The sequence below is a fragment of the Maritimibacter sp. UBA3975 genome (genome assembly GCF_002384975.1).
Classification (GTDB): domain Bacteria; phylum Pseudomonadota; class Alphaproteobacteria; order Rhodobacterales; family Rhodobacteraceae; genus Maritimibacter.
Map to the genome: position 1 here is coordinate 1 of NZ_DGCP01000007.1, position 19242 is coordinate 19242.

General features: G+C 65.0%; 19 protein-coding genes. 12 read left to right on the forward strand and 7 right to left on the reverse strand.

The window, feature by feature from the left end; translation table 11 throughout:
- Positions 1-503 precede the first annotated feature (503 nt).
- On the reverse strand, positions 504-1958 hold the full coding sequence (gene guaB / locus B2585_RS04330; protein WP_292020393.1) for an IMP dehydrogenase: 1455 nt from the start codon (positions 1956-1958) through the stop codon (positions 504-506).
- Positions 1959-2142: 184 nt separating this feature from the next.
- On the opposite strand from guaB, the gene B2585_RS04335 reads away from it, so the two are divergent.
- Positions 2143-2976, forward strand: coding sequence for an isocitrate lyase/PEP mutase family protein (locus B2585_RS04335; protein ID WP_292020395.1), 834 nt, complete (start codon positions 2143-2145; stop codon positions 2974-2976).
- Here the strand turns inward: B2585_RS04335 and B2585_RS04340 are convergent.
- Complete coding sequence (locus B2585_RS04340) at positions 2955-4124, reverse strand: FAD-dependent monooxygenase (RefSeq protein WP_292020397.1); 1170 nt, start codon at positions 4122-4124, stop codon at positions 2955-2957. The two genes, B2585_RS04335 and B2585_RS04340, sit on opposite strands and share 22 nt — an antisense overlap.
- A gap of 75 nt (positions 4125-4199) precedes the next feature.
- On the reverse strand, positions 4200-4622 hold the full coding sequence (dksA, locus tag B2585_RS04345; RefSeq protein ID WP_292020615.1) for an RNA polymerase-binding protein DksA: 423 nt from the start codon (positions 4620-4622) through the stop codon (positions 4200-4202).
- 381 nt (positions 4623-5003) lie between these two features.
- Between dksA and B2585_RS04350 the strand changes: the two genes are divergently transcribed.
- From B2585_RS04350 to B2585_RS04385, 8 genes are all read left to right on the forward strand, one after another.
- Positions 5004-5846 carry an AAA family ATPase gene (locus B2585_RS04350; RefSeq protein WP_292020399.1) on the forward strand — a complete coding sequence of 281 codons (843 nt, stop codon included), beginning with the start codon at positions 5004-5006 and terminating at the stop codon, positions 5844-5846.
- Positions 5847-6137: 291 nt separating this feature from the next.
- Complete coding sequence (locus B2585_RS04355) at positions 6138-6635, forward strand: GNAT family N-acetyltransferase (RefSeq protein ID WP_292020401.1); 498 nt, start codon at positions 6138-6140, stop codon at positions 6633-6635.
- Positions 6636-6640: 5 nt separating this feature from the next.
- Positions 6641-8041, forward strand: coding sequence for a DUF2927 domain-containing protein (locus B2585_RS04360; RefSeq protein WP_292020403.1), 1401 nt, complete (start codon positions 6641-6643; stop codon positions 8039-8041).
- Positions 8042-8079: 38 nt separating this feature from the next.
- Positions 8080-8250: a hypothetical protein gene (locus B2585_RS04365; RefSeq protein WP_292020618.1), complete on the forward strand. Its 171-nt coding sequence runs from the start codon at positions 8080-8082 to the stop codon at positions 8248-8250.
- 17 nt (positions 8251-8267) lie between these two features.
- Complete coding sequence (locus B2585_RS04370; protein WP_292020405.1) at positions 8268-9452, forward strand: vWA domain-containing protein; 1185 nt, start codon at positions 8268-8270, stop codon at positions 9450-9452.
- Positions 9449-9796, forward strand: coding sequence for a hypothetical protein (locus B2585_RS04375; RefSeq protein WP_292020407.1), 348 nt, complete (start codon positions 9449-9451; stop codon positions 9794-9796). Before B2585_RS04370 ends, B2585_RS04375 begins: the two co-directional genes overlap by 4 nt.
- On the forward strand, positions 9793-10392 hold the full coding sequence (locus B2585_RS04380; RefSeq protein WP_292020409.1) for a DedA family protein: 600 nt from the start codon (positions 9793-9795) through the stop codon (positions 10390-10392). The genes B2585_RS04375 and B2585_RS04380 overlap by 4 nt, the downstream gene beginning before the upstream one ends.
- 31 nt (positions 10393-10423) lie before the next feature.
- Positions 10424-11107, forward strand: a complete 684-nt coding sequence (locus B2585_RS04385) for a M48 family metallopeptidase (RefSeq protein WP_292020412.1) — start codon at positions 10424-10426, stop codon at positions 11105-11107.
- Between the two features lie 84 nt (positions 11108-11191).
- Here B2585_RS04385 and B2585_RS04390 read toward each other — a convergent pair whose 3' ends face one another.
- Both B2585_RS04390 and B2585_RS04395 read right to left on the reverse strand, forming a co-directional pair.
- A complete protein-coding gene (locus B2585_RS04390; RefSeq protein WP_292020414.1) occupies positions 11192-11749 on the reverse strand; it encodes an RSP_2648 family PIN domain-containing protein in 558 nt (185 codons plus the stop codon).
- On the reverse strand, positions 11746-12942 hold the full coding sequence (locus B2585_RS04395) for an RSP_2647 family RNA methyltransferase (protein WP_292020416.1): 1197 nt from the start codon (positions 12940-12942) through the stop codon (positions 11746-11748). Before B2585_RS04395 ends, B2585_RS04390 begins: the two co-directional genes overlap by 4 nt.
- Before the next feature lie 221 nt (positions 12943-13163).
- On the opposite strand from B2585_RS04395, the gene edd reads away from it, so the two are divergent.
- Complete coding sequence (edd, locus tag B2585_RS04400; RefSeq protein ID WP_292020418.1) at positions 13164-14969, forward strand: phosphogluconate dehydratase; 1806 nt, start codon at positions 13164-13166, stop codon at positions 14967-14969.
- 9 nt (positions 14970-14978) lie between these two features.
- Positions 14979-15620, forward strand: coding sequence for a bifunctional 4-hydroxy-2-oxoglutarate aldolase/2-dehydro-3-deoxy-phosphogluconate aldolase (gene eda, locus B2585_RS04405; RefSeq protein WP_292020420.1), 642 nt, complete (start codon positions 14979-14981; stop codon positions 15618-15620).
- Positions 15621-15624: 4 nt separating this feature from the next.
- On the opposite strand, the gene B2585_RS04410 is transcribed toward eda, so the two are convergent.
- Together B2585_RS04410 and B2585_RS04415 are read right to left on the reverse strand one after the other, a co-directional pair.
- Positions 15625-15900, reverse strand: a complete 276-nt coding sequence (locus B2585_RS04410) for a hypothetical protein (protein ID WP_292020422.1) — start codon at positions 15898-15900, stop codon at positions 15625-15627.
- Entirely contained in the window at positions 15897-18680 is a 2784-nt protein-coding gene (locus B2585_RS04415; protein ID WP_292020424.1) for a glutamine-synthetase adenylyltransferase, read from the reverse strand. Before B2585_RS04415 ends, B2585_RS04410 begins: the two co-directional genes overlap by 4 nt.
- Before the next feature lie 63 nt (positions 18681-18743).
- On the opposite strand from B2585_RS04415, the gene B2585_RS04420 reads away from it, so the two are divergent.
- Positions 18744-19214: a YbaK/EbsC family protein gene (locus B2585_RS04420; protein ID WP_292020426.1), complete on the forward strand. Its 471-nt coding sequence runs from the start codon at positions 18744-18746 to the stop codon at positions 19212-19214.
- The last annotated feature ends 28 nt before the right edge of the window (positions 19215-19242 follow it).

A 19242-nucleotide genomic window follows, 5' to 3' on the forward strand; every position in this document is an offset into this window, starting at 1 on the left:
TCCAGTTTTCTGGGACCACTTCAATGCGCTCTGTCGCTTCGGCAAGCGCTACTCTATCCGTCTCGTAGCCATAGACTTCAACAGGACCCTCGAGCCGAGCCAAGAGAGCAAGAAGCAACTCACCGTGCCCGACGGCAGGATCAAGGAGCCTGATAGGTCGGCCCCCCGAGAGGTCTGCCGAGGCCATAATACGATCGGCAACAAAATCGGCGAGAGGACGAGGTGTGTAAGTCACCCCGTCCGATTTTACTTGGTCTACGTCGCCATACCGTTTCGTAGCGCTTACCATATGAGCCATCTCTACCCTGGATCCGCTTGTTGCTTGCCTTTGCACTTCGCCTGTCATGCAGCCTACGTCAAACACGCCGCTGGACCGAGACTGCATCTATGCCGAACTCCCTGCATCTAAAATGCATCTAAAGTTCCCAGCAGTTCCCGGTCCGTTCTCGACAATTCTTAGCGCCAACGAAGTTGCCGCCGAAAACGTAGCCATAAAAACAAGGCTATCCGATCCGATAGTTCGGCGACTCGCGCGTGATCTGCACGTCGTGGACATGGCTCTCTTTCAGCCCCGCACCCGTGATCTTCACGAACTGCGCGTAGTTGCGCATCTCCTCGACGGTGGCGCAGCCGGTGTAGCCCATCGCGGCCCGCAGACCACCGACGAGCTGGTGAACCACCGCGCCCGCTGACCCCTTGTAAGGGACCTGTCCCTCGATACCCTCGGGAACGAGCTTGTCGCTCGCCGCGTCCTTCTGAAAATAGCGATCGGCCGAGCCACGCGCCATCGCGCCGAGGCTGCCCATGCCGCGGTAACTCTTGAACGAGCGACCTTGGTAGAGGATCACCTCGCCCGGGCTCTCGTCGGTCCCCGCGATCATGCTGCCAACCATCGCGCAGGATGCGCCTGCCGCGATGGCCTTGGCGAAATCGCCGGAAAACTTGATGCCCCCGTCCGCGATGACCGGCACGCCGGACTTGTTCGCTTCCGCCGCACAATCCATGACGGCCGTCAGCTGCGGCATCCCGACGCCCGCAACCATACGCGTGGTGCAGATGGAGCCGGGGCCGATACCGACCTTGACCGAGTCTGCGCCGGCGTCGATCAGCGCACGGGTCGCGGCGGCGGTGGCCACGTTCCCCGCGATGATCTGCACCTCGTTGGAGAGCTTCTTGGCCCGCGTGACCGCCTCGATCACACCGCGCGAATGGCCGTGCGCCGTGTCGATCACCACGATGTCTACGCCCGCGTCCACAAGCGCCTCGGTCCGCTCGAAACCGGCATCCCCAACGCTCGTCGCTGCCGCCACGCGCAGGCGACCAAGTTCGTCCTTGCAGGCGGTCGGGTTCAACACGGCCTGTTCGGTGTCGCGCAAAGTAAGCAGACCGGTGAGCTTGCCGTCCTTGTCGGTGACGAGCAGCTTCTCGATCCGGCGCGACTTCATCAGGCTGATCGCCTCGTCCCGGTCGGCCGGCTCGCGCAGGATGGCGAGGTTGTCCGAGGTCATCATGACCTTGACCGGCGTGTCCTCGTGCTGGGCGAACCGCATGTCCCGGTTGGTCACGATCCCGACCACCCGGCGCTTCTCGTCCACCACCGGAAAGCCGGTGAACCCGTAGCGCTCGGTCAGTGCCTTGGCGTCCGCCAGTGTCTGGTTCGGGGTCAGCGTCACGGGGTTGTAGACGATCCCGCTCTCGAACCGCTTCACGCGCCGGATCTCGCGGGCCTGCTCTTCGACGCTGAGGTTCTTGTGAACCACGCCGATCCCGCCGGCCTGCGCCATGGCGATGGCCATGCGCCCCTCGGTCACGGTGTCCATGGCGGACGACAGAAGCGGGATGTTGAGCTTGATCGACTTCGTGACATAGGTCGTGGTGTCCGCCGTCGAGGGCAGCACCGAGCTCTCGGCCGGAACAAGCAGAACATCGTCGAAGGTAAGCGCCTCGCGAATCTCCATGAGTGGTCTCCTTTGGAGGGATCGTTTGGCACTTCCCTATTTCACGGGTGCGCAGGATTGGAAAGGGGGCGCAGCCCGAATTCACGGGGCTGTGCGCCGTTTCCAATTGAACGCTCCTCTGGACAGTGGACGGAGGCTCTATTGCCGGGCAAAACTGTCGGAAGTTGCGAAAGGAGTTCGCCCAATGGCCACCGATGTCGGCGCCCGGTTCCGCGCGCTCCACCAGCGTGGGAATCCCTTTATTCTCGCCAATGCCTGGGACGCAGGTTCCGCGCGTGTTCTGGCCGGCCTCGGGGCCGAGGCCATCGCAACCTCCTCCTCCGCCCATGCCTTCACACTTGGTCGCCCGGACATGGGGCATGTCAGTCGGGAGGAGGCATTGGAACACGCCGAGGCGCTGGTGCGCGCGGTGAACGTGCCGGTCTCCGGAGATTTCGAGAATGGATTCGCGCAAGACCCAGACGGCGTTGCGGAAACGGTCCGCCTGGCCTTTGAAGTCGGTCTGGCGGGAATCTCGATCGAGGACACCGACCTGCCCTCACCAAAGCCACACGCGCGTGACCTCGCCATTGACCGCATCCAGGCGGCTGTCGCTGCCACCCGTGCCCTGCCCCGCGACTTCGTGCTGGTCGCCCGGGCGGACGGGGTGATGAACGGCCAATATGACCTGTCCGAGGCCATCGCTCGGGTGCAGGCATACGAGGCCGCCGGGGCCGACTGCGTGTATGTTCCCATGCCGGGCGATATGCGTGCGCAAGCCGAGGTCTGTGCCGCCGTTACCTGCCCTGTCAACGCGCTCGCCGCCGGTCGCTTCGCCAAGGTGACACGGGCGGAATTCGCGCAGGTGGGCGTTGCGCGCATCTCAATCGGCGGGGCGCTGGCGCGGCTGACTCAGGCGGCCATCCTCGACACGGGACGCGCCATGTTCGCGCATGGGGACTTCTCAGCGCTGTCGGGGGGTGCGAGCGGCGCCGAAATCGACGCGCTCCTTGCCTCTCAGGCTGAGGTCACGTCGTAGTCGTAAATCCAGTCGTAGCGCGACAGCACGCTGTTCGGAGCCAGCTTGCCGGCGACCCGCAGCGCGTTGTGGCCCACGAAGCGCAGGAGCGGATTGGCGTAATGGTAATTGCGCGCATTCGCATTCGCCGCTTCGATCACGCGCTCTGCCCGGTGCCGCCGCCTTGCTTGGTAAAGGGCGGGGCCTTCGTCCAGCCCGGCGACCGACAGGCTGTCTGACAGAACCCAGGCATCCTCCAGCGCCATGACCGCGCCTTGCGCCATGAAGGGCAGCGTCGGATGTGCCGCATCGCCAAGGATCACCGCCGGACCCTTGTGCCACTGGTCCGCGACCGCGTGCCGGAACAGGCCCCAGATATGAACCTCTTCCACCCGGTCGATCAACGCGCGGGGCACGGGCGCGAAGGAGGCGAATGCGTTCTTGAGATTCGCTGGATCGTCCCGGTGGTTCCAGCCTTCTTCGGCCCAGTCTTTGCGTTCCTCGACGGCGACGATGTTGATCTGGCTGCCGTCGCGCAGCGGATAGGTCACGAAATGACGCCCCGGCCCCATAAAAACCCGCGCTTCCTGCGGCTCGTCACCCGTCGCCGGAATGATCGCCCGCCAGGCGACCTGTCCGGTGAAGAACGGTTGACGTTTCCCGTTGAGCAAGTGGCGAAGGACGGAATGAAGACCATCAGCACCGATGAGGAAGCCGACCTCCCGCGGGGCCTGACCTTCTATCGTAAGTGTCGCGCTATCGTCCCGCAGATCCACGTCGCTCACGCGGCAACCGGTTTCGACGCGAACACCCAGTTCGGTCGCCCGGTCCAGAAGGATCGACACAAGGTCGGCGCGATGGACGAGAAAGAACTCCTGCTGTGGCCGCAGCCCGGCGAGGTCCATGCGCAGCACGCTCTCCCCGGACAGTCCGTCCAGCAAGTGCACCGCCTGAGAGCGCAGGCAACGAGCGCGGAGTTCATCGCCGACACCGAGCGCATCGAGCACGGCAAGGCCGTTCGGGCTCACCTGTATCCCCGCGCCCACTTCGCGCACCGCGTCGGCCTGTTCCAGAACCGTCACCGCCGCGCCGCGCATGGCCAGCGCGACGGCGGAGGCCAGCCCCCCGATCCCTGCACCCAGAATACAGATGTCCTGCCCGATCAGCATGGCGGCTCCGCAAGCAAAAAGGCACCGGGCGCATCGGCCGCGGTGCCTTTGTTAATCATGTCGCATGGCGGACGATCAATCGTCGCGGTGTACTTTTTCCCGACGCTCGTGGCGTTCCTGCGCCTCAAGGCTGAGGGTCGCGATCGGCCGTGCATCGAGGCGCTTGAGCGAAATCGGCTCGCCCGTCTCCTCACAATACCCGTACTCGCCTTCGTCGATCCTCCGCAGCGCGGCGTCGATCTTGGCCACCAGTTTGCGCTGACGATCACGGGTGCGCAGTTCCAGCGCCCTGTCTGTCTCTTCGGACGCGCGGTCCGCGATGTCGGGAATGTTCCGGCTGCTGTCCTGCAGACCCTCGATGGTGTTCTTGCTGTCACCCAGAAGTTCAGACTTCCATTTCAACAGCTTGATCCGGAAATACTCCGATTGCCGGTCATTCATGAAAGGTTCGTCTTCAGCCGGCTTGTAATGCTCCGGCAGGAAGGTTTCCGCCTTCATCCCACTCTCCTCTTCAACCCCGGATGCCCGCGTCGCGAATTGGTCGTTGCTCATTCGGTGCTCTCCTGTCGGGTCGTTTATCCCAGCGTCGGTGGGATGTCACTATACAAACCTTGCGCCATGTTCACGTTCTGGGCCATGGTGCCAGCCCCGTTTTCACTCCCAAGGCGCGGTGCTCTTAGACCTCGCAACAAGTGATTAAAACATAACATTTTGCCGCAGGAGGAGCCAGTCGGGTCCACGACGATTCTGCGCGCGGGTTATGCCCCCAAAAGGCTGGTTATTCAACAACGGCTTCCTGCCGTCACGTTTCTGGGCCGCGGTCTTGCATCCCCCGTCCCGGCCCGCTTAGGTCGCAACCGAGCCAAGCAGGAGAAACCGATGCGCTTTGAGAGCACCGAAACCTATGTCGCGACCGAAGACCTTGCCGTCGCGGTCAATGCGGCGGTGACACTGGAACGTCCGCTTCTGGTGAAGGGCGAGCCGGGAACCGGCAAGACCGAGCTGGCCAAACAAGTGGCCCAGTCGCTCGGCTTGCCGATGATCGAGTGGAACATCAAATCCACCACCCGCGCGCAACAGGGCCTGTATGAATACGATGCGGTCAGCCGCCTGCGCGACAGCCAGCTGGGCGAGGAACGCGTCCACGACGTCTCCAACTACATCCGCAAGGGAAAGCTCTGGCAGGCATTCGAAGCGGACGAAAAGGTCGTCCTGTTGATCGACGAGGTGGACAAGGCCGACATCGAGTTCCCGAACGACCTGCTTCAGGAACTCGACAAGATGGAATTCCATGTCTACGAGACCGGCGAAACCATCCGGGCCAAACACCGGCCCGTGGTCATCATCACGTCGAACAACGAAAAGGAGCTGCCCGACGCCTTCCTGCGCCGCTGCTTCTTCCACTACATCAAGTTTCCGGACATGGAGACGATGCGCCGGATCGTCGACGTGCATCACCCCGGCATCAAGGAACAGCTCCTCGCCACGGCGCTGACCCAGTTCTATGAGATCCGTGAACAGCAGGGACTGAAAAAGAAACCCTCGACCTCGGAAGTGCTCGACTGGCTCAAGCTCCTGTTGGCCGAGGATATGGACCCCGAAGACCTCAAACGGGACGGGGCGACCGCCCTGCCCAAGCTTCACGGAGCGCTGCTCAAGAATGAACAGGATGTGCACCTGTTCGAACGCTTGGCCTTCCTGGCCCGGCGCGAGCGCGGCTGACCATCTGGCGTGTCCTGCGGGGCACGCCGCACCGGCCTGTCCGGCACGCTCCCGCAAAAAGCCTTAAAACGGCACCACTTGCCCCGCGGACTGTTGGAGCAAATGGAAACGATTCGGCCAGAGCACGCGCATACGCCACATTTCCGCCGCAATTCGCGATGGCGCCTAGTTGTTGCGCACCCGCGCCCCACCACATCTTGCGGCCCCACTGTTTCCAGCCACGCGACAAACCATTTTTCGCCCCAATTCGGCCATTTTCCGCTTGGGGAATCCGCCCGCCTGAGCCTAACCATGGAGTCTGCCTGGGGGGGCAAGGAACGGTGTGCCTGTATCGTGTTGGGAGACACTACACAGATTACCGTCCGTGCGCTGACGCGTGCTGACGAGCCCCAGTGGCGTCGCCTCTGGTCGGAGTATCTGCGGTTCTACGAGAGCGCAGTCGATGAAGAGGTGTACCTGACCACCTTTTCCCGGCTCCTCTCAGGGGACGAACCGCAACATGCTCTGATCGCCGAGGTCGGCGACCGCCCTGTGGGGCTCGTCCATTACCTCTATCATCGCCACAACTGGCGGATCGAGGACGTCTGTTACCTGCAAGACCTCTATGCCGAACCCGAGGCCCGCGGCCTCGGCGTGGGGCGTGCGCTCATCGAGGCGGTCTATGCCGCCGCCGACGCGAACAACACGCCTTCGGTCTACTGGATGACGCAGGAATTCAACACGACAGCACGAACGCTCTACGACCGGATCGGGAAACTCACGCCGTTCATAAAGTACCAGCGGGGGTAACGGATATGAGCGGACACAGAATGATCGTGGGGGCGGTCGCGGGTGCGGCTCTGGTGCTGGCGGGTTGCACAGGTGCACTGCAATCGCCGGCACCGGATGCGGTAAGCGAAGTGACGGCGCGGCAGGTGAACCTGCCGACCGAGCTTCCGCCCATGAAGGCTTTCAATTCCAGCCGCACCGACGCGCCCGGACGCCCCAACAGCGAAATCGGCGCGGATTTCCTCGACCTCTCCTTCGAGTTGGAAAGTGGTCGCGCCCTGCCCGTTCTGGCGCGTTTCGAGGGTCCGGTTACGATCCGGATGACCGGACGCAAGGCGGCGGTACTCGACACCGAACTCAACCGCCTGATCGCGCGCCTGCGCGGCGAGGCGGGCATCGACATCTCGCGCGTGCCGGCCAATGCCGCCGCCGGTATCACGGTCGAGGTCATCCCCAAGCGCCAACTCCAGTCCCTCGTGCCTGGTGCTGCCTGTTTCGTGGCGCCCAATGTCTCGGGCTGGCGAGAATACAAGGCCAATCGCCGCACCGAGCAGACCGACTGGACCAAGCTGACCCAGCGCACGCGCATGTCGGTCTTCATTCCCGGCGACGTGGCGCCGCAGGAGATGCGGGACTGCCTGCATGAGGAAATCGCTCAGGCGCTGGGACCGGTGAACGACCTCTACCGCCTGTCCGACAGCGTATTCAACGATGACAATTTCCACACGGTCCTGACCGGGTTCGACATGCTCATCCTGCGCGCCTACTACGCGCCCGAGCTGCGTTCCGGCATGACGCGCGGACAGGTGGCGGCCGCGCTGCCCGCCCTGCTCGCCCGCCTCAATCCGGCCGGCGGTGCGGGCACCCCACAGGCGCGCGCCGCGACGCCGCGCGCGTGGAAACAGGCGATCGACACCGCGCTGGGCGGCAACCAGCCTTCGACCGTGCGCCGTGCGGCCGCCGGACGGGCCGTGGATATCGCCCGCGCGATGGGCTGGCGCGACACGCGCCTCGCCTTTTCGCTTTTCGCGCTGGGCCGTCTGAATCTCGGCATCAATTCCGACGTGGCGCTGGCCTCGTTCCGTGAAGCTGAGGCGCTCTACACCGCCTTGCCCGGCACCTCGCTTCAGGCCGCGCATATGGGTGTTCAGCTCGCCGCTCATGCCTTGTCACTCGGAAATGCCGAGACCGCGATCCGCATCGTGGACGGCCATCTGGGCGCGGTGCAGTCGGCCCAGAACGCGGCACTGCTCTCGACGCTCCTGATGATCAAGGCCGAAGGGCTGGAGATTCTGGGCCGCGACGCCGAGGCGCAGCTTGTCCGTCTCGACAGCCTCGGCTGGGCGCGATATGGCTTCGGCTCCGACGCTGAAGTCGGTGCGCGGCTGCTTGAAATCGCCGCCATTTCGCCGATCAACCGCGGCTGATCCCGAACGCTTCCGGGGTCGCCCAGACCCCCGGAGGTATGCCCATGATCGTCCTTGCCTTCGCCGTCTTCGGCGCACTGCTCGGCGCCTATCAGGCGCGCAAGCGCGGCGGCCAGCGGCTCGACCTCGCCCAGTATGGCGCGGCCTATGCCATGGCGTTTGCCATCCTTGGCCTGTTTGTTACGGTCTTCCTCACCCGAGGCCTGTAACAGGAGCGCCGCCCCCCGTGTTCATCCCGTTTTTCGACACCCTCCGCGCCAACAAGGTGCCCGTGTCCCTGCGCGAATACCTCACCTTTCTCGAGGGCATGAAGGCCGGGCTCACCACCTATGACGTGGAAGCGTTCTACTACCTCGCCCGCGCGGCGATGGTGAAGGATGAGCGCAACCTCGACAAGTTCGACCGCGCCTTCGCGCAGTCTTTCGAAGGGTTGGAGGCGATCAGCTTCGACGAGGTGCTGGAGGCGGTCGACATTCCGTCCGACTGGCTGGAAAAGATGGCCGAGAAACACCTCACGGAAGAAGAACGCGCCGAGATCGAGGCGTTAGGCGGCTTCGACAAGTTGATGGAAACGCTCAAGAAACGACTCGAGGAACAACAGGAGCGCCACCAGGGCGGCTCCAAATGGATCGGCACCGCCGGCACCTCCCCCTTCGGCGCATTTGGCTACAATCCCGAGGGTGTGCGCATCGGACAGGACAAGTCGCGCCATCAACGCGCGACGAAAGTCTGGGACAAGCGGGAATTCCGCAATCTCGACGGCGATGTCGAGCTGGGCACCCGCAACATCAAGGTCGCGCTCAAGCGTCTGCGGAACTGGGCCCGCGACGGCGCCCATGACGAGCTCGACCTCGACGGAACGATCCGCTCCACCGCCGAGCACGGCTACCTTGACGTGAAGACCCGTCCTGAGCGGCGCAACGCGGTGAAGGTGCTGCTGTTTCTCGACGTAGGCGGCTCGATGGACCCGCATATCAAGGTGGTGGAGGAGCTTTTCTCGGCCGCGCGATCCGAGTTCAAGCATCTGGAATACTACTACTTCCACAACTGCCTTTACGAAGGCGTCTGGCGCGACAATCGCCGGCGGTGGAGCGAGCAGACCCCGACCTGGGACGTGCTTCATACATACGGGTCAGACTACAAGTGCATCTTCGTCGGCGACGCCTCGATGAGTCCGTACGAGATCGCCATGCCCGGCGGCGCGAACGAACACTGGAACGCGGAATCCGGCGCGGTCTGGCTTCAACGCGCCCGGGAACAGTGGCCGGACAATCTCTGGATCAACCCATTGCCTGAGACACACTGGCGCTACACCCAGTCCGTCCAGATGATCGACGAACTCTTCTCAGGACGCATGGTGCCCATGACGCTCGAGGGGATCGACCGCGGGATGAGAGAACTCGTGAGATGACGAGCCGCCGCGCCGCGGTCAAACGGCACCCAATTCTGTTCGCCGGCTTCGTGTTGGCGCTCGTCGCGGTCGTGCTCTTCACCGCGCGCACCGTCCACGACGCCATCCGGTGGGACGACTATTTCGGCCACGAACCCGAGATCGCGGGATGGATGACACCGCGCTACATTGTGCGCACCTGGAACGTGCCGCCGGAGATTCTCGCCGAAGTGCTGGACATTGAACCGGGCGAGGCCCCGCGCAAGACGATCAGCGAACTGGCGGTGGAACGCGGCGAAACGCCACCTGAGCTGGCCGACCGGATCGAAACGGTGATCGAAGCTTGGCGCGAGGGCGGACAATGAGCGCCGAAGCCCTGTTGGCCCTCGTGCCCACCTACGGTGTCGCAGTGCTGGCAATCGCCACCTTCCTGTCGTGCATCGCGATGCCGATCCCCGCCTCGCTTATCATGCTTGCGGGCGGGGCCTTTGCCGCCGGTGGCGACATCGCGCTGGCCCCGGCACTCATCGCCTGTCTGGCCGGGGCCATCCTCGGCGATCAGGCGGGTTACCTCATCGGAGCGCGGGGCGCTCCCCTTATCGACCGGATCGAGGCGCAGCACCCGGCCCGCGCTGTCCTGATCGTCCGGGCCCGCAATTTCTCGGCCCGCTGGGGTGCGCCCGGCGTGTTCTTTTCGCGCTGGCTGGTCAGCCCGCTCGGGCCCTATGTGAACCTCCTGTCCGGCGCATCGCGCGCAGTCTGGCCCGTGTTCACGACCTGGAGCGTCGCGGGCGAAGTCGTCTGGGTCTCGATATACATCGGTCTGGGCTACGCCTACTCCGGTTACATCGCGGAAATTGCCGAGGTCGCGGGCAATTTCGTGGGTCTGCTCGTGGCCATCGTCCTCGCGCTCGCTCTCGGACGCGTTATCTGGGTGCGCGTGACGCCTCAATCCACTTGATTGCCGCCCCCGCACGCCCCCATATCGTTCCATGCTCAAGTTCACACCGATCCTGATCGCCCTGCTGTACGGCTTCGCCATGTGGTGGTTCTCCGCGTGGCGCCTGCGCCATGAGCTCGACGCCAAGTCGACCGAGCTGGCCGACGGCAAGCTCAAGGGATTGACCGACAGGATGGCAAACGCGCTCGACCTGCCGCGCATCAAGGTGAATATCTACGAGATCGACCCCGTGAACGGCCTTGCGGCACCCGACGGACGCATCTTCATCACGCGCGGCTTCTATGACCAGTATCGCCAAGGCAAGGTCAGCGCGGAAGAGATGGCGAGCGTCATCGCGCATGAACTGGGGCACGTCGCGCTTGGCCATGCGCGACGCCGCATGATCGACTTTTCCGGACAGAACGCGTTGCGAACGGCACTCATTCTGGTGCTGGGCCGCTTCATTCCGGGGCTCGGCCAGGCGATCGCCGGTGTCCTCACCTCGATGCTCGCCGCCCGTCTCTCTCGCTCGGACGAGTATGAGGCGGATGCCTATGCCACCGCCCTGCTCATCAAGTCGGGAATCGGCACGACCGCGCAGAAATCGCTGTTCACAAAACTCGAAGCCCTGACCGGGTCACGCGGACGCGGCCAACCCGCTTGGCTCCTGAGCCACCCCAAGGTCGAGCAGCGTATCGCCGCCATCGAAGCGAATGAGGCGAAGTGGGCCCGCTGACTTCTGCCCCACCGCGACACCCGGCCGAAGGGCCAGACGTCGCCTCACCTGTGCCCGCGCAAGCTTGCTCCGCTTGCGAAGGTGTCAGTCGAAGCGGCCTGTGGCCTCCAACGCCTTTCCCAGCCGCGGCATCCGCGCCTTTTTCATAAGCGCCCGGATTCGCCAATCTTCGCCCGACAACCGCCGCGCCTCTGCCAACACCCGCGCAGCGACGGCGACTACGCGGTCCGGCGCCTCCTCCAGACACCCCAACACGAACGGGTCCGGGCTGGCCAAAGCCACGCCTTCATGCCCCAGATACTGCCGGGGGAAGTCCTTGATATTGAGCGTGAGCAGCACGTCCGACGACCCGGCGATGGCCGCGGCCAGAACATGCACGTCATTCGGGTCAGGAAGCGACAGACGCGACAGATCCCGCCCGCGCGGCTCGACCGAGGCGCCCGGCCAGTCCGCCTCGACCAACGCGATCTCTCCCCGCGCGAGCGCCTCCTGCCCCGGCCCGAGCCTACCGGCGGCCCGCGCCCATTCCTCCAGGATTCGCGCGCTCCATTGCGGCTCGAACAACCCCTCGCGCGCGCAGCCCAGCACCACCTCCCGCATTACGGTCGGATAAAGCACGCAGGCGTCGATCAGAACCTTCACGCGGTGAGCCGGTAGAAAAGCGCCTTGAGATATCCGCTCTCGGCCAGCGCGGGATGCTGCGGGTGGTCAGGCCCGGCAAACCCGGTGTGGATGAGCTGCGCACCGCGCCCGGCACGTCCGATTCCGCGATTGCAGGCCCCCCGAAATCGATCGAGGTCCGCGGCATGGGAGCATGAACAGAGCCCGAGGTATCCACCGGGCGCAACCAGCGGCGCGGCCAGCTTGGCGATCCGCTCATAGGCGCGCAGCCCCGCTTCAAGCGCGGGCTTGTTGGGCGCGAAGGCCGGCGGGTCGCAAATGACCACGTCAAAGGTCTCGCCCGCCGCACCAAGATCACCCAGCACGTCGAATGCATCGCCCTGCCGGGTCTCGAACCGTTCCCCGACCCCGCCTGCGTCCGCGCCTTGCGTCGCGAGGTCCAGCGCGGGGGCAGACCCGTCGACAGCCAGAGCCGATGCAGCCCCATTCGCCAGCGCGGCGAGCGAAAAGCCCCCGACATGGGAAAACACGTCAAGCACGCGCGCGCCGTCGGCCAGCCCCGCCGCAAACGCATGATTGGGCCTCTGGTCAAAAAACAGTCCGGTTTTCTGCCCGCCCAAAAGGTCCGCCAAGTAGGTCGCGCCGTTCATCGGCACTGCCACCGGCGCGTCGAGTGCACCGCGCATTACCGTGACACCCTCGTCCAGACCTTCGAGCCCCCGCGCGCGCCCTGATGCGTTCTTGACGACGGTCGTCACCCCCGTCACCTCGACCAACGCATCAGCCAAGGCATCGAACAGGACTTCGGCCCAGGCCGCATTCGGCTGAATCACCGCGACATCACCGAACCGGTCGATCACCAAGCCCGGCAAACCATCCGCCTCCGCATGGATGAGCCGGTAGTACGGCGCATCGAACAGCCGCTCCCGGTGCGCCAGCGCAAGCGCCAGTTTGCCTGCGATCCAGTCTTGGTCAATCACCGCTTCCGGGTCGCGGTCGAGCATCCGCGCAAAAATGCGGGAGTTCGGGTTCACCGCCACCGTCCCCAGCGCCGCACGTTCACTGTCTTCCAGCCGCGCGATGGTGCCGGGGGCGAGCGCTTTGGTGCGCCGGTCGGTCACGAGTTCATTGTCGTAGACCCACGGCGCACCATGCCGGATGGCGCGGGCGTTGGCCTTGGGTTTGAGGCGGATCGAAGGACGGTTTTCGGTCATGCCCCTGCCTATCCCGTTCGCAATCGCGCGGAAAGACCCATCGCTCACCGGATCGTGTGGCAATCCCGGCAGGCGTCGGGGATTCTCTCCTGACACGACAGCCCAACATGTTAGCCTGTCCCTGAAGCATGCGCGCTCGGCCTCTGCCACCGCTGGGTTGTTAGCGCTAACCGAACGTGATAAGCGACAGCGAACGTCGCGCGATATCAGGAGTGAACGCCATGGCTCTCAACAGTGAGATCGAACGGGTCACCGACCGGATCATCGAACGCAGCGCGGATCGCCGCGCCCGCTACATGGAGGGTATTCAGGCCCAGATCGACAAGGGGCCGAAACGCGGCCACCTGAGCTGTTCCGGTCAGGCCCATGCCTATGCGGGCGCAGGTCCGGACCAGCACGCGCTCGCCACCAAGGACGCGCCCAATATCGGGATCGTGTCCAGCTACAATGACATGCTGTCCGCCCACCAGCCGTTCGAGCGGTTCCCCGACCTCATCAAGGCCGCCGCCCGCGCCGAAGGGGCGACCGCGCAGGTCGCAGGCGGCGTGCCGGCCATGTGCGACGGCGTCACGCAGGGCGAGACTGGCATGGAACTCAGCCTGTTTTCGCGCGACGTGATCGCGCTGGCCTCAGGCGTGGCTCTCAGCCACAACACGTTCGACGCGGCGCTTTACCTGGGTGTCTGTGACAAGATCGTGCCGGGCCTCGTGATCGCCGCGGCGACGTTCGGCCATATCCCCGGCATCTTCATGCCCGCTGGACCCATGACCTCCGGTCTGCCCAATGACGAAAAGGCGAAGGTCCGCCAGAGGTTCGCATCGGGCGAAGTGGGCCGCGATGCGCTCATGCAAGCCGAGATGGAGGCCTACCACGGCCCCGGCACCTGCACCTTCTACGGCACCGCCAACTCCAACCAGATGCTCATGGAATTCATGGGGCTGCACCTGCCCGGTGCGTCTTTCGTGAACCCCAATACACCGCTGCGCGATGCGCTGACGCAGGAAGGTGCCCGGCGCGCGCTTCAGATCACGGCACTCGGCAACGAGTTCACGCCGGTGGCTGATGTGCTGGACGAAAAAGCGTTCGTGAACGGGATCGTCGGGCTGATGGCCACGGGCGGATCGACCAACCTGCTCATCCACCTGCCCGCAATGGCGCGTGCGGCGGGGGTGGAGATCACGATGGCCGATTTCGCCGACATCTCGGCCGTGACCCCGCTCATGGCGCGGGTCTATCCGAATGGTCTGGCGGACGTGAACCACTTCCACGCCGCCGGTGGCCTTGGCTACCTGATCGGCTCGCTCCTCGACGAGGGCCTTCTGCATCCCGACACGCGCACCGTCGCGGGTGGAGGGTTGGAAACCTACACGCAGGAACCCAAGATCTCCGGCGACCGCGTCAAATACGAACCGGGTCCGCGCGAAAGCCTGAACGACAAGATCGTGCGCCCGGCCTCGGACCCGTTTCAAAAGACCGGCGGGCTGTCGCAGCTTACCGGGAACATGGGCCACGCAGTCATGAAGGTTTCGGCGGTCAAGGAAGAGCATCATGTGATCGAGGCGAAAGCGCGCGTCTTCACTGATCAGGAGGCGGTCAAGGCCGCGTTCAAGGCCGGCGAATTCACCGAAGACACGGTCGTGGTCGTCCGTTTCCAAGGCCCCAAGGCCAACGGCATGCCCGAGCTTCACGGGCTGACCCCGACGCTCGCGGTGCTCCAGGACCGGGGCCTCAAGGTCGCGCTCGTCACCGACGGGCGCATGTCCGGCGCATCCGGCAAGGTACCCGCCGCGATCCATGTCTCGCCCGAGGCCGTCGATGGCGGCCCCATCGCCAAGGTGCGCGACGGCGACCGGGTGCGCGTGGATGCTGTGGCCGGGACGCTCGAAGTGCTCGAAGACGACTTCGACGCCCGCACGCCGGTCACGATGGACCTGTCCGCCAATTCCCGCGGTCTCGGCCGCGAGCTTTTCGAAACCTTCCGTCAGACCGTGGGCCTCGCGACCGAGGGCGCGGCGGTCGTCGTCTAAGGAGCCACCATGACCCCAGCCGAAGCCTCCGCCCGCGCCGCCGAAATCTGCAACCTCGCGCCCATCGTTCCGGTCCTCATCGTCGATGATGTGGCCCATGCCGGCCCCCTCGCGGCAGCACTCATCGCGGGCGGCCTCCCGGCCCTCGAGGTCACATTGCGCACGGATGCCGCGCTCGAGGTGATCGCGGAAATGGCCAGGGCCGAAGGCGGCGTGGTCGGGGCGGGCACGCTCCTCACGCCCGCGGATGTGAAAAAGGCCAAGGACGCCGGGGCACAATTCGGGGTATCGCCCGGCGCGACCGACCGGCTGCTCGACGCCTGTGAAGAGGCCGACCTTCCGCTCCTGCCGGGCGCATCCTCGGCCTCCGAAGCCATGCGGCTCCTCGAACGCGGCTACACGGTTCAGAAGTTCTTCCCGGCAGGGCCCGCCGGTGGTCCTGCGTTTCTCAAGGCGCTCGCCTCGCCCCTGCCGCAGGTGCGCTTTTGTCCGACCGGGGGCGTGAGCCCGTCCAACGCGCGCGAATACCTCTCGCTGTCCAACGTCATCTGCGCCGGCGGCTCATGGGTAGCACCGACCGAGATGTTCAAGGCCGGCGACTGGGCCGGGATCGAACGGCTGGCCGCCGAAGCCGCCGCGCTGCCGCGCTAAGACTTCAGCTCGTTTTACGCCGCCCCTTGGCGCCCCCGCGCCGACCGGGTGCGTTGGTCATCGTTGTCATGCCTTCCTTGAGCACCTGTGTCATCGGGTGATCCGGATGGGCATCCGCGTGGGTCTCAAGCATCACGCCGATCTCCTCCGCCCCGATCCGTCGACTGCGCTGCCCGATCACCCAGTCCAGGAAAATGCTCCGGCATTCCTCGGGCGTAATCCCTTCGATCCGGTAGGATTCGGCGATCAGTCCGACGGGGTCGATTTCTTCTGGCGTCATGTCACGTCTCCGGGTCTGCGCGCGAGGATGGCTTCGATGGCATCATGGGCGCGACGGGTGCAGCCCGTCACGGTTTCGGCCAATCCTTCGGCGTCGTCCACCTCCATCGTACGATAGAGGAAATCGCGCCCGCCCTGCCCGACCGCATCAAGGTCCAGCCGGTCCTCGGTCAGCAGCTTGGCCGCGCTCTGCACTTTGCGCAGGGTCGCATAGGCGACGTTGAGCGACTCGGCCTCCTCGCGTGTGATCCAGCCGATTCCGACGCCTGCCTCGATCTGTTCGGCAGTATCGCGCGGCGTGCCGGGGGCGAGAACGGCGGCACATTGCGCAACCAGTTCGATATCCTGAAGCCGCCCCGGCCCGACTTTCGGCTCCATCGGCCCGCCGTCGCCCTTGGCCCCCGCGATGCGCGCGCGCATCTCGACGACATCCGCGATGGTCTTCTCCGCATCACGCTCGGCCTGAAGCACCTCGGACCGGATCTCCTCCACCGCCTCGGCCAGTTCCGGCGTACCGACAACCGGACGCGCGCGGGTCAAGGCGAGATGCTCCCATGTCCAGGCTTCCTCGCGCTGATAGGCCGAGAATGAGGCGAGCGAAGTGGCCACCGGACCCTGCCGGCCTGACGGGCGCAGGCGCATGTCGACTTCGTACAGCCGGCCCTCCGGCATCTGGGCGGAAAGCGCCGTGACCATCGCCTGCGTAAGGCGTGAGTAATAGGCTCGCGCGCCAAGCGGCTTGCGCCCCTCGGACATGGCATCGCCCGGCGCATCGTAGATCACGATCAGATCGAGGTCGGAACTCGCCGTCACGGTGCGCGCGCCCAGCGATCCCATCCCGAGCAGAACCGCCCCGCGCCCGGGCCCGTCCCCATGCTTGCGCGCAAATTCGGCGGTCACGATGGGCCAGAGCGTCTGAACCACGGCATCCGCGAGGTCGGCGTAGTCCAGCGCGGCCTCCTCCGGCGGTGTGAGACCGCGCAGGAGGTGCACGCCAATGCGGAAATGCCATTCCTTCATCCAGCGCCGCGCCCCATCGAGCTTCGCCTCGTAATCCGGCAGAGCCTCCAGTGTCTCGGACAGGTCGGCGGCAAGCCCTGTGACACCGGGCCATTTCGAGAAGAAATCCCCGCCCAGCACGGCGTCCAACACCTGTGCATTGCGACCGAGATAGACCGACAGCGCGGGTGCCGTCGCCGCGATATCGACGATCAGGTCGACCAAGGGCGGGTTCGCGTCGAACAGGGAAAACAATTGAACACCGGCAGGCAAGCCCCCGAGAAACTTGTCGAAATTCACCAGAGCCTCGCGGGGACGAGCCGCGCCTTTCAGCCGTGCAATCAGGTCGGGCTTCAGCCGGTCGAAAATCTCCACCGCTCGCGATGATCGGAGCGCCGGATAGGATTTCCACCCCTCCACGATCTCGGCGTCTTCCGGGTCGAGTTCCTCGGCCTCCGGTGTCTCTCCCGGTGCGAAGAACCCCTCGGTCAGTTCGTGGACTTCGACAAGTGCGTCGCTCAACTCACGCTCCAGCGTCTCGACATCCCGGTCCATCATCGCCGCGAGCCGGGCGAACCCCTTGTCAGAATTGGGCAGGTCATGAGTCTGGGCGTCGCGCACCATCTGCACCCGGTGCTCCACCTCGCGGTGAAAGCGGTAGTGGCGCGTGAGCGTCTCGGCCACGTCCTTGGGCACCCAGCCCTTGTCCGCCAGCGCCGCCAGCCCTTCGACCGTACCGCGCAGGCGGAGGTCAGGGTCGCGCCCGCCCGCGATGAGCTGTCTCGTCTGGGTGAAGAACTCGATCTCGCGGATACCGCCGCGACCCAGCTTCATGTCGTGTCCGGGCAGCGTAATCGGCCCGCCCAGCCCTTTGTGCTCGCGGATACGCAGCCGCATGTCGTGCGCGTCTTGGATCGCGGCGAAGTCGAGGTGCTTGCGGTAGACAAAGGGCTTCAGCCGCTTGAGATAGGCCCACCCGGCCTCGATATCCCCCGCGCACGGCCGCGCCTTGATGTGCGCCGCCCGCTCCCAGGTCCGCCCAACGCTCTCGTAATACCGCTCCGCCGCCTCCATCGAGATGATGACCGGGGTGACGGACGGATCGGGCCGAAGGCGCAGGTCCGTTCGAAAGACATAACCGTCCGCCGTGTTCTCGGACAGCATCGCCGACATCCGGCGCACGGCCCTGATCAGGCTCGCGCGCGCATCGTGGAAATCGTCCTCATCGTAGCGGTCGTCATCGAACAACATGATGAGGTCGATGTCGGAGGAATAGTTAAGCTCCCCTGCCCCCATCTTGCCCATGGCGAGCGCCATCGCCCCGCCGGCGGTCGGGATGTCATCCTCCGTCGCGCCCGGCAGTTTGCGCCTCGCGATCTCTTGCCCGACCTGGAACTTGAGCGCGCGGTCGGTCGCGTCGCCTGCAAAGTCGGTCAGCGCGCCGGTCACCTGCTCCAGCGACCAGACCCCCGCGAGATCGGCAAGGCCGGTGTAGAGCGCCACCTGCCGTTTCGCTTGCCGCAGCGACGCGGACAGCGCGTTGGCACTGTCACCCCCGATCTCGACCGAACCCATGACTTCCGCCGGGTCACGGGCGAGTGTGGCGCGCAGCCAGTCGCCTTCTTTCTCCATCAACCCCTTGAGATAGGGCGAACAGCCCGCAGCCCCCGCCAGCACCTCCCGCACTTCAGGTGCGAGGTCTGCGAAGCGTTCGGCGATTTCGGCGGCGGGATCGTCCTCGAACGGACGCGGGGAACGAGTGATCTGGGAAGCGAATGTCATGGCGCGGAGATTGGCCGGGGGGCCCGGGGTGGTCAAGCGGATCACGCCATGCATAGTGCCCTCATGAGCAAGTCTTTGAAACGTGTGGAACGGGCCGCAGCCGAGGCCGGGCTGGACATTACCATCCTCGAAATGGCCGATGGCACGCGCACGGCGGCGGACGCTGCAACAGCAGCCGGGTGCGAGATCGACCAGATCGTGAAGTCCATCATTTTCCGGGGCGAGGAAGACGGACGCGCGCTGCTGTTCCTCACCGCCGGCGGCAATCGCGTGGACGACGCCAAGGCCTCCGCCGTCGCGGGAGAAGCGCTCGGCAAGGCCGATGCCGGCTTGATCCGGGCACAGACCGGATTCGCCATCGGTGGCGTGGCGCCCATCGGCCACCTCAACCCGATCCGCGCGTTCATGGACCCGCGACTGCTCGATTTCGACGTGATCTGGGCCGCCGCTGGCACGCCAAGGCATATCTTTTCCGTCGATCCGCGCGAAATCGAGCGCCTGACATCTGCGCAAGTCACTGATTTCATTGCCTGACGAAAAATAATGTGAAAGCCATTCACAT